Source organism: Streptantibioticus ferralitis, assembly GCF_029223525.1.
Taxonomy (GTDB): domain Bacteria; phylum Actinomycetota; class Actinomycetes; order Streptomycetales; family Streptomycetaceae; genus Streptantibioticus_A; species Streptantibioticus_A ferralitis.
The window spans coordinates 1-13,050 of record NZ_JARHTQ010000020.1; the positions used below are offsets into that span (position 1 = coordinate 1).

The following is a 13,050-nucleotide window of genomic DNA, read 5'->3' on the forward strand; positions in this document are numbered from 1 at the left end:
CCCCCCAGGCCCGCGGGGGGGGGGGGGGGTCTGGTGGTGTGTGTGGGGGCGGCGGTGGCCGGGGGGTAGATGGGGTGGCGGGTGGTGTGGTTGGCCCGGTTGGACACGGTTGGTTTTTCTGACCGCGTGTCGGGGGGGGGGCCGGCAACCTCTTGGTTTCGGGCCCCCACGCCGTTACGCGTTCAGGCGGTCTCGCTCTCGCGCTTGGCGCGCTCGGCGGCCTCCTCGGCCTCCAGCTCGGCGATCACATCGATCGGCGGCGGCGCCTTGGCCAGGAAGATCCAGGTCAGATAGACCGCGAGCAGGAACGGCGGGATGCCGAGCGCGACCTTGACCCAGCCGAGCTGGGTGGCGTTGCCCCACCAGTACAGCGGGAAGAGGATCGCGGACTTGGCCAGCAGGATCAGGCCCCACGCCCAGGTGGCCTTGGTGTACGCGCGGAAGCGGCCCGGGTTGCGGGTCCGCCAGGACAGGTTCTCCCGCAGGATCGGGCCGAGCAGCACCCCGATCAACGGGAAGCGGACGAGCGCCGAGACCACGTACGCCACGGCGAGGCCCAGCGTGTAGAGCATGCCCGGTAGATAGAAGTTCTTGGCGTCTCCGGAGAGCATCGCGAAGAACGCGCCGAAGGCGACACCGAACACGCCGCTCAGGGCGTGCTTGAGGGTCTGCTTGCGCACCAGCCGGGCGATGGCCAGCAGCAGGGTCAGGCCGAGCGCGGCCACCGCGGAGGCGGTGAGGTCGTGCCGGATGGTGAAGACCGCCACGAAGACCAGACCGGGGACGGTGGTGTCCACCATGCCCCAGACCCCGCCGAACGCCTCAAGGAGCGCCGCGTCCGCGGCGGCCTTGGACGCGGCGGCATCGTCCTGCGGACGCTGGCCGTGGTCTACCTGCTGGTCGGTCCGCTTGTTGGTGAACGCCACCGGCTACTCCTGTCCGACGGGACGCAGCTCGTACTTGGGGTTGAACAGCACCAGGCGGCCGCGGTTCTCCGCGATCCGACCGGATGCGATGATCTTGCGTCCCGGTTCTATCCCGGCGATGCTGCGGCGCCCCAGCCACACCACGTCGAGCGGGGCGGTGCCGTCGAAGAGCTCCGCCTCCAACGCGGGCACACCGGCCCGCGGTCGCAGTGTGACCGTGCGTAGCGTACCGGTAACGGTCACGATCTGCCGGTCGTGGCAGTCCCTTATCCGGGTGCAGTCGACCACCGGTGAGTCTTTCCGCAGGTCCTCTGCGTGCACGTCCTCCTGGGAGGAGGAGAGGCGGTCGAGGATCCGGCGCAGGCGTCCGGCCGGCCGGCCCGAACGGGAGGCTCCACTCATACAGGCAGGGTACCGGTCACCACCCGGATACCGGTCATGGCTCGAACCGGTATCCCATGCCGGGCTCGGTGATGAAGTGCTTGGGGTGCGCCGGGTCGGCCTCCAGCTTGCGGCGCAGCTGCGCCATGTAGACCCGCAGGTAGTTGGTCTCGGTGCCGTACGCCGGTCCCCACACCTCCTGCAGCAGCTGCTTCTGGCTGACCAGCCGACCGGTGCTGCGCACCAGGACCTCCAGCAGATGCCACTCGGTCGGAGTCAGCCGGACATCGACACCGTCCCGGTTGACCTTCTTGGCGGCCAGGTCGACGGTGAACGAGTCGGTCTCGACCAGTACCGCCTCCTCCCCGTCGCCGGTGGGCTGGGAACGGCGTACCGCCGCCCGCAGCCGGGCCAGCAGCTCGTCCATGCCGAAGGGCTTGGTGACGTAGTCGTCGGCCCCGGCGTCCAGCGCCTCGACCTTCTCGTCGGAGGCCTGCCGCGCGGACAGCACGATGATCGGGACCCGGGTCCAGCCACGCAGACCCTTGATGACCTCGGCGCCGTCCATGTCCGGCAGACCGAGGTCGAGCACGATCACGTCGGGGTGGCGGGCGGCCGCGAGCTGCAGCGCGGTCGCACCGTCGGGTGCGGCGTCCACTTCGTACTTGCGGGCCCGCAGGTTGATCACGAGTGCGCGGACGATCTGCGGCTCGTCGTCAACCACGAGCACCCTGACGGGGGGCCGGGTGTGCCCGCCGGAGGGCTGCGGCATGGAACCTGCCTTTCGGGTCATGAGGTGGCCGGTCCTGAGGTGGCCTGCGCCGGAAGCTGGGGCTCGGTCGGCAGTGCGGCGCCCGCCGCCGGGAGGGTGAGGACCATGGTCAGGCCGCCACCGGGAGTTTCGTCGGCGACGAGTGTGCCGCCCATCGCCTCGGCGAAACCGCGGGCCACCGCGAGGCCGAGGCCGACTCCGGCGCCGCGCGGAGCGTCACCGTACCGCTGGAAGGGTTCGAAGATGCGGTCCTTGGCCTGCTCCGGCACGCCGGGGCCGCGGTCCGCGATGCGCAGTTCGACCCGGCCGCCGAGGGCACTCGCCGCGACCAGGACACGCTCGCCGTGCGGGCTGTACTTGACCGCGTTCTCCACCACGTTGGCGACCACCCGCTCCAGCAGGCCGGGGTCGGCGAAGATCATCGGGAGCGTCTCGGGGATGTCGAGGGCGACCGAGTCCGGCGGCACGCCGCCGAGCGCCATCGGGACCACCTCGTCGAGGTCGACCTCCTGCATCAGCGGGGTGACGGTGCCGGTCTGCAGGCGGGACATGTCCAGCAGGTTGCCGACCAGGTGGTCCAGCTTGTCGGCGCCGTCCTCGATGCCTTCGAGGAGCTCCGACTCGTCCTCGGGCGACCACGCCACGTCGTCGGAGCGCAGCGAGGAGACGGCGGCCTTGATGGCGGCCAGCGGGGTGCGCAGATCATGCGAGACGGCGGCGAGCAGCGCGGTACGGATCCGGTTGCCCTCGGCGAGTTCCCTGGCCTGCTCCGCCTCGCCGAGCAGCCGCTGCCGGTCCAGCAGGACGGCCGCCTGCGCGGCGAACGCGGACAGCAGACGGCGGTCCTCGGCGGGCAGCACCCGGCCGCTGAGCGCCAGCGACATACGGTCGCCGACCGGCACCTCCACATCGGCGTCGTCCGGCCGCGCGCACGGGGACGGCCCGACACTGCCCGCGCAGGTCCACGGCCCGTAGTCGTCGGCCCGCTCCAGCAGGACGACCGACTCCATCGCGAAGATCTCCCTGACCCGCTCCAGCAGGGCGTCGAGTGAGGACTCCCCGCGCAGCACGCTGCCCGCGAGCAGGGAGAGTATCTCCGCCTCGGCACGCAGCCGGGCCGCCTGATGGGTGCGGCGGGCGGCCAGGTCGACCACCGAGGCGACCGATATCGCCACCGCGACGAAGACCACCTCGGCGACGATGTTGTGCGGGTCGTTGATCGTCAGGGTGTGTACCGGCGGCGTGAAGTAGTAGTTCAGCAGCAGGGACCCGGCCGCCGCCGAGGCCAGCGCCGGGAACATGCCGCCGATCAGCGCCGCCGCCACGGTCAGCGACAGGTACAGCAGCATGTCGTTGGCGAGTCCGAGCCCGGGATGGACCTGGGTCAGCAGCAGCGTCAGCAGCACGGCGCCGCCGCAGCCCACCAGCCAGCCCAGCGCCTTGCGGCCCTTGCCCAGCCGGGCGCCGCGGGCCATCGGCAGGCCGCGGCCCTTGGCGGCCTCCTCGTGGGTGACGATGTGCACATCGAGGTCGAGACCGGACTCGCGGGCGACGGTGGCGCCGACGCCGGGCCCGAAGACGTACTGCCAGCTCTTGCGGCGGCTGGAGCCGAGCACGATCTGGGTGGCGTTGACGCCGCGGGCGAAGTCCAGCAGCGCGGTGGGGATGTCGTCGCCTATGACGTGATGAAACGATCCACCGAGGTCCTCGACGAGGGTGCGCTGGACCGCCAGTTCCTTGGGCGAACCGGAGGCGAGTCCGTCGCTGCGGGCCACGTACACCGCGAGGATCTCGCTGCCGGAGCCCTTGGCGGCGATCCGGGCGGCCCGGCGTATCAGGGTCCTGCCTTCGGGGCCGCCGGTCAGGCCGACGACGATGCGCTCACGGGCCTGCCAGGTGGAGGAGATGCGGTGCTCGGCGCGGTACTGCTGGAGGTACTCGTCGACCCGGTCGGCGACCCACAGCAGCGCCAGTTCGCGCAGCGCGGTGAGGTTGCCGGGCCGGAAGTAGTTCGACAGGGCAGCGTCGACCTTGTCCGGCTTGTAGATGTTGCCGTGCGCCATGCGGCGGCGCAGCGCCTGGGGCGACATGTCGACCAGCTCGATCTGGTCGGCCCGGCGGACCACCTCGTCGGGAAGGGTCTCCTGCTGGCGTACCCCGGTTATGGACTCGACGACATCGCCGAGTGACTCCAGGTGCTGGATGTTGACGCTGGAGACGACGTCGATGCCCGCTTCGAGCAGCTCGTCGATGTCCTGCCACCGCTTGGCGTTGCGGCTGCCCGGGATGTTGGTGTGGGCCATCTCGTCCACGAGGGCGACCTTCGGCCGCCGGGCGAGCACCGCGTCCACGTCCATCTCGGTGAAGCTGGTGCCGCGGTACTCGATCGTGCGACGCGGCACCGTCTCCAGACCGTGCAGCATGACCTCGGTACGGGGGCGGTTGTGGTGCTCGACGAAGCCGACCACGATGTCCGTACCCCGCTCCAGGCGCCGGTGCGCCTCGGAGAGCATGGCGTAGGTCTTGCCCACGCCGGGGGCCGCCCCGAGGTAGATGCGCAGTTTGCCGCGTGCCATGGCTCCATCTTCGTATGGGGTGGGCTGGTCTGGCACAACGACCTTACGGTGCGGCTTCGCGGCATATCGGGCAGGTGGGGGCGTCCGCCTCGGTATTGACGCGATTCTGACGACTCCGGCCGGCCGCCCCCTGCCCGTACGGGCTCAGACGCTGGTCAGCGACTCCTCCGGGGTGTCGTCACCAGCGGTACGGCCGAACCGTTCCTCCCGCCGCATGGCCGAGTCCAGCAGGTACGGCACGCTGATCACCATCACGCCGGAGGTGAACAGCAGCCTGGCCTTGAGCCGCAGCGCGCTCTGGTTGTGCAGGATCTGCTCCCACCAGCGGCCCAGCACGTACTCCGGGATGAGCACGGTGACCACGTCGCGGGGGCTTTCCCGGCGCAGGCCGCGCACGTACTCCAGCACCGGACGGGTGATCTCACGGTACGGGGAGTCCAGGACCTTCAGCGGCACGCCCATCTCGTGGGCCGCCCACTCGCTGTGCAGTTCCTCCGCCGCCGCCGGGTCGACGGCCACGGTGACCGCCTCCAGGGTGTCGGGGCGCATCGACTGGGCGTATCCCACCGCCCGCAGCGTGGGGGCGTGGATGGTGGAGACCAGGACGACCGCGTGGTTGCGGGACGGCCGCTCGGGGCGGGCGTCGGGCGTCACCTTGAGCTCCTCGGCGACCCGCTGGTAGTGCTTGCGCACCGCCTTCATCGCCAGGAAGAGGGCGGGCATGGCGATGCAGACGATCCAGGCGCCGTTCGCGAACTTGCTGATCAGGACGATCACCAACACGATGCCGGTGAAGACGGCCCCGGTCGCGTTGATCACCTGGGATCCGAGCATGCGCCGGCGTGCGGCGGGGTCGTCGGTCTGGCGGCGCTCCCTCACCCAGTGCCGGACCATGCCCGCCTGGGAGAGGGTGAAGGAGACGAAGACGCCGATGATGTAGAGCTGGATGATCGACGAGACGTCCGCGTTGAAGGCGATGATCAGCCCGATCGCGGCCAGCGCCAGCAGGATGACGCCGTTGGAGAACACCAACCGGTCGCCGCGGTTGTGCAGTTGGCGGGGCAGGAAGCGGTCCTGGGCGAGGATCGAGGTCAGCAGCGGGAACCCGTTGAAGGCGGTGTTGGCGGCCAGGATCAGGATTCCGGCGGTGAACGCCTGCACGTAGTAGAACAGGAACGTCGCACTGCCGAAGGAGGCCTTGGCTATCTGGGCCAGGGCGGTCGGCGTGGACGTGCCCGCGGGCAGCCCCAACTGGGTCGGGTCCTCGGCCACATGGACCTTGTAGACCAGGGCGAGGATGGTGATCCCGATGAACATGGTCACCGAGAACAGCCCCATGATGACCAGCGACATCGCCGCGTTGCGGCTCTTGGGCTTGAGGAAGGCGGGCACACCGTTGCTGATCGCCTCCACACCGGTCAACGCCGTGCAGCCGGAGGCGAAGGCGCGCAGCGCCAGCAGGACCAGGCCGATTCCCGCGTAGGTGCCGGTCTGGTGGATCGACAGGTGCGCGGACTCGGCGCGGATGTGCACCCCGGTCGCCATGCGGACGGCGGCGAAGGCGAACATCACGTAGATGCCGAGGATGAAGCCGTAGGTGGGGATGGCGAAGGCCCGGCCTGATTCCTTCACCCCGCGCAGATTCATCACCGTCAGCAGGACGGTGAACGCGACCGACAGTGCCACCGCATGCGGCGCCAGCGAGGGCGCGGCCGAGGTGATGGCGGCAACGCCGGCGACCACCGAGACCGCGACCGTCAGCACGTAGTCCACCAGGAGCGCGCTGGCCGCGGTCAGTGCCGCGTTGCGCCCCAGGTTCTCGGCGCTGACGATGTACGCGCCACCGCCGTTGGGATACGCGTAGCACGTCTGCCGGTACGAGGCGATGACCACCACGAGCAGCAGCACGATCGCCGCGGCGACCCACCAGGTGAGCGTGAGCAGTGCGGCGCCACCGAGCGCCAGCACCATGAGGATTTCCTCCGTGGCGTACGCGACGGAGGACAGCGGGTCACTGCAGAAGACCGGAAGGGCCAGCCGCTTCGGCAGAAGCGTTTCTCCCATCTGCGCGGTGCGCAGTGGGCGGCCCAGGAGGAACTGCTTGGGGAGCATGGTCACGGCAGGGGATCCTAGGCACGATTTCGGCCATTCAGTCACCCAGAAGGGGTCTTCGGGCGTTAGGAATGCGTAAAGAGTTCTTTGATATGCGTATCCGTTACGTCAAACCTCTTGTGAGCGAAGTCTCAATGACGTACCAAGCCATGAACGACAAGGGCCCCGGATGCGCTTTCTCCAGCGGATCCGGGGCCCTTGCCTGACGCCTGCGCGTCAGCTCTGACCGGCCTTCTTGCCGTGGTTGGCCGCCTTCTTGCGGCGGGCCCTCTTCTTACGGGCGCGCTTGGACATGCTCGGTGTGCTCCTCTTCAGGTGTGGGCGCCGACCAGTTGGTCGGCGAGCTTGTTGAGCCGCTTGACGGTGCGGTCCTCGGTGGCCGACGGGGCGGGGGCGGTGCGCTCGGAGCGGTCGTAGTAGGCGCCGTTGACGATCTCGGTCTGCGGGTCGCACAGCCGCACCACGTGCGCCGCGCCCTCGGCAGCGGGGGCGCCCTCATGCGCGTACAGCGCAAGCAGCGCGGTCTCGCAGGTGCCGGGGTGGACGCTGACCGCCCGCACGGCCGAGTCGGCGGCGAAGACGGTGAGCGCGAGCTGCGACTGCGCGTAGGCGGCGAGCCGGGAGTAGCGGCGGGCCCGGTTGGGGTCGCTCCAGGAAATGGAAGCGGTGCGGTGCAGCGACGAGGAGACGTTGACGACCCGGCCGTCGGGGGACGCGTTCAGCGGGCCTTCGAGCTGCCGGGTGAGTAGGTACGCGGCGAGGAAGTTGACCTGGAAGGAGATCTCGTTGCCGTCGGCGGTCACGGTGTGCCGCTCGGGCGCGGCGACGGCCGCGTTGTTCACCAGCACGTCGAGCCGCGGGTGGGTTTCGCGGATCCGCCGGGCCATCGCCTCGACCTCGTCGAGCCGGGTGAAGTCGGCGACGGCCGGGCAGAGCCGGGCCGGGTCGGCGCCCGCCGCGACCAGCCGGTCGATGGCCTCGCCGCCCGACTCGGCGGTGGGCGCGTGCACGATGACCGTGCAGCCCTGTTCTGCGAGCAGCCGCGCGGTCTCCCAGCCGATGCCGGAGGTCGCTCCGGTGACCAGGGCCGTGCGGCCGTCGGACTTCTTGCTTGTGGTTTCGGACATGGTCCAATCCATGGGCAGGGCAGGCCGTCGCGACGCGCGGGGTGCGCGCGCTACGAGGGCCTGCGTACGGAAAAGGCCGCCCGCGTCGCGGGCGGCGGCAGAAAGGGAAGACGACGCGTCAGGGCGTCTCGACGACGCGTCAGCGCGTCAGGCGCAGCGGTGCGCGGCCGACCGCCCCGGTATTGGGGGGTCGATCATCGTGGCGCATTCCGCTGTTCACGTCATTCATCCAACCGGCCGGGCTCGTCGTCCACAAGCAACGCCGCATGTCCCATACACGGTGATGACGGGCCACTGACACCCCCTTAACGAACTCGCTTTCAGCGAATGGAAGTTCGTCGCGCAAATGCGAACCACCCGGCGGCCGAAGGGGAGTTCGGCACACCGGGTGGTCCGGGTGGGCGGGTGGTCAGCCCGCGAGCTGCTGCAGGGCGATGTTCAGTTGCAGCACGTTGACCGTCGGCTGCCCGAGGAAACCGAGCTGGCGTCCGTCGGTGTGGTCCGCGACCAGCTGGGCCACCTTCGCCGGGTCCAGGTGGCGGGCCTTGGCGACCCGGTTGGCCTGGATCTTGGCGTACTCCGGAGAGATGTCCGGGTCCAGACCCGAACCGCTCGCGGTCACCGCGTCCACCGGTACGGCGGACGGCGACACCCCGTTGAACTCGGCGACCTGCTTGCGCCGGTCGTTGACCGTCTGCACCAACTGCGGGTTGGTCGGGCCGAGGTTGGAGGCACCGGAGGCGGTGGTGTCGTAGCCGTCGGTACCGGCCGCCGAAGGCCGCGGCTGGAACCACTTGGGGTCCGGCTGAGCGGTCTCCTTGGGGTCGTTGGGATTCTTCTTCGGCAGGTTGAAGTTCTGGCCGAGCAGGCTGGAGCCGACCGCCTTGCCGTCGACCTTCACCTGGGAGCCGTTGGCCTTGTCGTTGAACGCGGCCTGGGCGACGCCCCACACGGCGAGCGGGTAGATCACACCGGTCACCACGGTCAGTACGAGCAGCGCGCGCAGCGCGGCCCAGGCCAACCGGGCACTGTTACGGAAGGAGTTGTTCATGGTGGGTCACCCGATCCCGGGGATCAGAGTTATGAGCATGTCGATGATCTTGATGCCGATGAACGGGGCGATCAGGCCGCCGACACCGTAGATGGCGAGGTTCCGCCGCAGCATCTTGTCGGCGCTCATCGGCCGGTACTGCACACCGCGCAGGGCGAGCGGCACCAGGGCGACGATGATCAGCGCGTTGAAGATGATCGCCGACAGGATCGCCGACTGCGGGCTGTGCAGCGCCATGATGTTGAGCTTGTCCAGGCCCGGGTACGCGATCGCGAACATCGCGGGGATGATCGCGAAGTACTTCGCGACGTCGTTGGCGATGGAGAAGGTGGTCAACGCACCACGGGTGATCAGCAGTTGCTTGCCGATCTCGACGATCTCGATCAGCTTGGTGGGGTTGGAGTCCAGGTCCACCATGTTCCCGGCCTCCTTGGCGGCCGAGGTACCGGTGTTCATGGCCACGCCCACGTCCGCCTGGGCCAGCGCGGGCGCGTCGTTGGTGCCGTCACCGGTCATCGCGACCAGCTTGCCGCCCGACTGCTCCCGCTTGATCAGCGCCATCTTGTCCTCGGGAGTGGCCTCCGCGAGGAAGTCGTCCACGCCCGCCTCCTGCGCGATCGCGGCGGCGGTGAGCGGGTTGTCACCGGTGATCATGACGGTCTTGATGCCCATCCGGCGCAGCTCGTCGAACCGCTCCCGCATGCCGTGCTTGACCACGTCCTTGAGGTGGATGACACCCAGCACCCGGGCGCCGTCAGTGTCCTCGACGGCGACCAGCAGCGGCGTTCCGCCCGCCTGGGAGATGGTGTCGGTGAGCGACTGGGCGTCCTCGGCGACCGTGCCGCCGCGCTCCTTGACCCATGCGATCACCGAACCGGTCGCGCCCTTGCGGACCTTGCGGCCGTCCACGTCCACACCCGACATCCGGGTCTGGGCGGTGAAGGGTATCCACTCGGCGTCCACCAACTCGCCCTCGTGGCGCTCGCGCAGGCCGAACTTCTCCTTGGCGAGCACGACGATCGAGCGGCCCTCCGGCGTCTCGTCGGCGAGCGACGAGAGCTGGGCGGCGTCCGCCACCTCGGCGGCGGTGGTGCCGCGCACCGGCACGAACTCGGAAGCCTGCCGGTTGCCGTAGGTGATGGTGCCGGTCTTGTCCAGCAGCAGCGTGGACACGTCGCCGGCGGCCTCGACCGCCCTGCCGGACATGGCCAGTACGTTGCGCTGCACCAGCCGGTCCATGCCCGCGATGCCGATTGCGGACAGCAGCGCGCCGATGGTGGTCGGGATGAGGCAGACCAGCAGTGCCACCAGCACGATCATCGACTGCTCGGCCTTCGCGTAGATCGCGAAGGGCTGCAGGGTGACGACCGCCAGCAGGAAGACGATGGTCAGCGACGCCAGCAGGATGTTGAGCGCGATCTCGTTCGGCGTCTTCTGCCGGGCCGCGCCCTCGACCAGGCTGATCATGCGGTCGATGAAGGTCTCGCCGGGCTTCGTCGTGATCTTGATGACGATGCGGTCGGAGAGCACCTTCGTACCGCCGGTGACCGCACAGCGGTCGCCGCCCGACTCGCGGATGACCGGCGCCGACTCACCCGTGATCGCCGACTCGTCGACGCTCGCGACGCCCTCGACCACATCACCGTCGCCGGGGATGATGTCGCCCGCTTCGCAGACCACGAGGTCGCCGACGCGCAGTTCGGTGCCGGGAACGCTCTCCTCGGCATCGCCGTTCAGACGGCGGGCGATGGTGTCGGTCTTGGCCTTGCGCAGCGTGTCGGCCTGCGCCTTGCCGCGGCCCTCCGCGACGGCCTCGGCGAGGTTGGCGAAGATCACCGTCAGCCAGAGCCACACGGCGATCGCCCAACCGAACCAGTCTCCGGGGTGGGCTATGGACAGGATCGTGGTCAGGACGGAGCCGATCTCGACCACGAACATCACGGGCGACTTGACCATCACCCTCGGGTCGAGCTTGCGCATGGCGTCCGGCAGCGACTTCAGCAGTTGCCTCGGCTCGAACGCACCGGCGCCGACCCGGCCCGCTTCGGGCTGGGCGTTTGCTGGGACTTCCGGTTCCGGAGCCCGTACGGGGGTTTCAGTGGACATGGGTTCCTCGACAGAAGTCTTTGTGTCGCCGCTGGTCATGACAGCCCCTCAGCGATCGGGCCGAGCGCCAGGGCCGGGAAGTACGTCAGACCGGTGACGATCAGCACCGTGCCCACCAACAGCCCCGCGAACAGCGGCTTCTCGGTGCGCAGGGTGCCCGCGGTCTCCGGTACCGGCCGCTGCTCGGCGAGCGAACCGGCCAGCGCCAGGACGAACACCATCGGCAGGAAGCGGCCCAGGATGACCGCGAGCCCGATCATGGTGTTGTACCAGTCGGTGTTGGCGTTCAGGCCCGCGAAGGCCGAACCGTTGTTGTTGGCAGCCGAGGTGAAGGCGTACAGGACCTCGGAGAAGCCGTGCGCCCCCGGGTTGGCCGCGGAGTGGATCGGAGTCGGCAGTGCCATCGAGGCGGCGGTGAAGATCAGCGCCACCGCGGGGGTGATCAGGATGTAGCACGCGGCGAACTTGATCTCGCGGCCACCGATCTTCTTGCCCAGGTACTCGGGCGTACGGCCGACCATCAGACCGGCGATGAACACCGCGATGATCGCCATGATCAGCATGCCGTACAGGCCGGAGCCGGTACCGCCCGGCGCGAGCTCGCCCAGCATCATGCTGAGCATCGCGATGCCGCCGCCGAGACCGGTGAGCGACGAGTGGGCGGCGTCCACCGCGCCGGTCGAGGTCAGCGTGGTGCTGACCGCGAAGAGCGAGGAACCGCCGACGCCGAAACGCTGCTCCTTGCCCTCCATCGCGCCGCCCGCCGCCTGCAGTGCGGCGCCCGGGTGGGCCATCTCGGACCAGGTCATCAGGACGACGAAGCCGATCCAGATGACGAACATCGCGGCGAGGATCGCGTAGCCCTGCTTCACGCTGCCGACCATCTTGCCGAACGTGCGGGTCAGCGCGAACGGGATGGCCAGGATCAGGAAGATCTCGAAGAGGTTGGTGAAGGCGTTCGGATTCTCGAACGGATGCGCCGAGTTGGCGTTGAAGAAGCCACCGCCGTTGGTGCCGAGCTCCTTGATCGCCTCCTGCGAGGCGACGCTGCCGACCGGCATGCCCTGGCTACCACCGCCGAGGGTGGTGAGGTCGTGCCAGTTGCCGAAGTTCTCGATGGCGCCGCAGGCGACCAGCACGATCGCCGCGATGAAGGAGAGCGGCAGCAGGATGCGCACCGTGGTGCGCACCAGGTCGGACCAGAAGTTGCCGAGGTCCCCGGTGCGAGACCGGGCGAAGCCGCGGACCAGCGCGATCGCCACCGCGATGCCGACGGCCGCGGAGACGAAGTTCTGCACCGCCAGGCCGCCGGTCTGCACGACGTGGCCCATCGTGGTCTCGCCCGAGTAGGACTGCCAGTTGGTGTTGGTGACGAAGGATGCGGCGGTGTTGAACGCCTGCTGCGGGGTGACGGCGGCGAACCCGAGCGAGCCGGGCAGGTGGTTCTGGATCCGCTGCAGGAGGTAGAGGAACAGGACGCTGATCACTGAGAATGCGAGCACCCCACGCAGGTACGCGGGCCAGCGCATCTCGGTGTCGGGGTTGGCGCCGATGGAGCGGTAGATCCAGCGCTCCACGCGCAGGTGCTTCTTCGAGCTGTAGACCCCGGCCATGTAGTCGCCGAGGGGCACATACACCAGGGCGAGCGCCACGATGAGCGCGGAAACCTGGAGCACATCTGCAAATATCGGGCTCATGTGGACGCTCAGAACCTCTCCGGGAAGATGAGGGCGAGGACCAGGTAACCCAGCAGGGCGACGGCCACGACGAGGCCGGTGATGTTCTCGGCGCTCACAGCTTCGCAACCCCCTTGGCGACCAGAGCCACCAGCGCGAAGACCGCGAGAGTGGTGAGGACGAAGGCCAAGTCGGCCATCGCGTGCTCCTAGTTCAGGATCGGATTTCGGACAACGTCGAGTGAAACCGCCGATCCAGCCGACGCGCCTCCCGTTGACGCCCTCCATACGGCCTTTGTCGCGCCCTTGACGGGTTCCATACGG

At 69.1% G+C, this 13,050-nt stretch carries 11 protein-coding genes; all 11 read right to left on the bottom strand.

Going from position 1 to position 13,050, the window contains the following annotated elements; genetic code table 11:
- Nucleotides 1-182: 182 nt before the first annotated feature.
- A complete protein-coding gene (locus P2L57_RS26050; RefSeq protein ID WP_275818515.1) occupies nucleotides 183-926 on the bottom strand; it encodes a DUF3159 domain-containing protein in 744 nt (247 codons plus the stop codon).
- A gap of 3 nt (nucleotides 927-929) precedes the next feature.
- Nucleotides 930-1,328, bottom strand: a complete 399-nt coding sequence (locus P2L57_RS26055) for an OB-fold nucleic acid binding domain-containing protein (protein WP_275818516.1) — start codon at nucleotides 1,326-1,328, stop codon at nucleotides 930-932.
- A 34-nt stretch (nucleotides 1,329-1,362) separates the two neighbouring features.
- Entirely contained in the window at nucleotides 1,363-2,079 is a 717-nt protein-coding gene (locus P2L57_RS26060) for a response regulator (protein WP_275818625.1), read from the bottom strand.
- A gap of 17 nt (nucleotides 2,080-2,096) precedes the next feature.
- Nucleotides 2,097-4,655 (bottom strand): ATP-binding protein, encoded by a 2,559-nt coding sequence (locus tag P2L57_RS26065; protein WP_275818517.1) that lies wholly within the window; start codon nucleotides 4,653-4,655, stop codon nucleotides 2,097-2,099.
- Nucleotides 4,656-4,799: 144 nt separating this feature from the next.
- Nucleotides 4,800-6,767: an APC family permease gene (locus tag P2L57_RS26070; RefSeq protein WP_275818626.1), complete on the bottom strand. Its 1,968-nt coding sequence runs from the start codon at nucleotides 6,765-6,767 to the stop codon at nucleotides 4,800-4,802.
- A gap of 216 nt (nucleotides 6,768-6,983) precedes the next feature.
- The gene (locus P2L57_RS40890; RefSeq protein WP_372515938.1) at nucleotides 6,984-7,061 is read right to left on the bottom strand and encodes a 50S ribosomal protein bL37; all 78 of its coding nucleotides are present in this window, start codon (nucleotides 7,059-7,061) and stop codon (nucleotides 6,984-6,986) included.
- A 17-nt stretch (nucleotides 7,062-7,078) separates the two neighbouring features.
- Nucleotides 7,079-7,894: an SDR family NAD(P)-dependent oxidoreductase gene (locus P2L57_RS26075; RefSeq protein ID WP_275818518.1), complete on the bottom strand. Its 816-nt coding sequence runs from the start codon at nucleotides 7,892-7,894 to the stop codon at nucleotides 7,079-7,081.
- 409 nt (nucleotides 7,895-8,303) lie between these two features.
- A complete protein-coding gene (gene kdpC, locus P2L57_RS26080) occupies nucleotides 8,304-8,945 on the bottom strand; it encodes a potassium-transporting ATPase subunit KdpC (RefSeq protein WP_275818519.1) in 642 nt (213 codons plus the stop codon).
- Between the two features lie 6 nt (nucleotides 8,946-8,951).
- A complete protein-coding gene (gene kdpB / locus P2L57_RS26085; RefSeq protein ID WP_275818520.1) occupies nucleotides 8,952-11,051 on the bottom strand; it encodes a potassium-transporting ATPase subunit KdpB in 2,100 nt (699 codons plus the stop codon).
- A 35-nt stretch (nucleotides 11,052-11,086) separates the two neighbouring features.
- Entirely contained in the window at nucleotides 11,087-12,748 is a 1,662-nt protein-coding gene (gene kdpA, locus P2L57_RS26090) for a potassium-transporting ATPase subunit KdpA (protein ID WP_275818521.1), read from the bottom strand.
- A gap of 8 nt (nucleotides 12,749-12,756) precedes the next feature.
- Nucleotides 12,757-12,846 (bottom strand): K(+)-transporting ATPase subunit F, encoded by a 90-nt coding sequence (kdpF, locus tag P2L57_RS26095; protein WP_275818522.1) that lies wholly within the window; start codon nucleotides 12,844-12,846, stop codon nucleotides 12,757-12,759.
- Nucleotides 12,847-13,050: the final 204 nt, after the last annotated feature.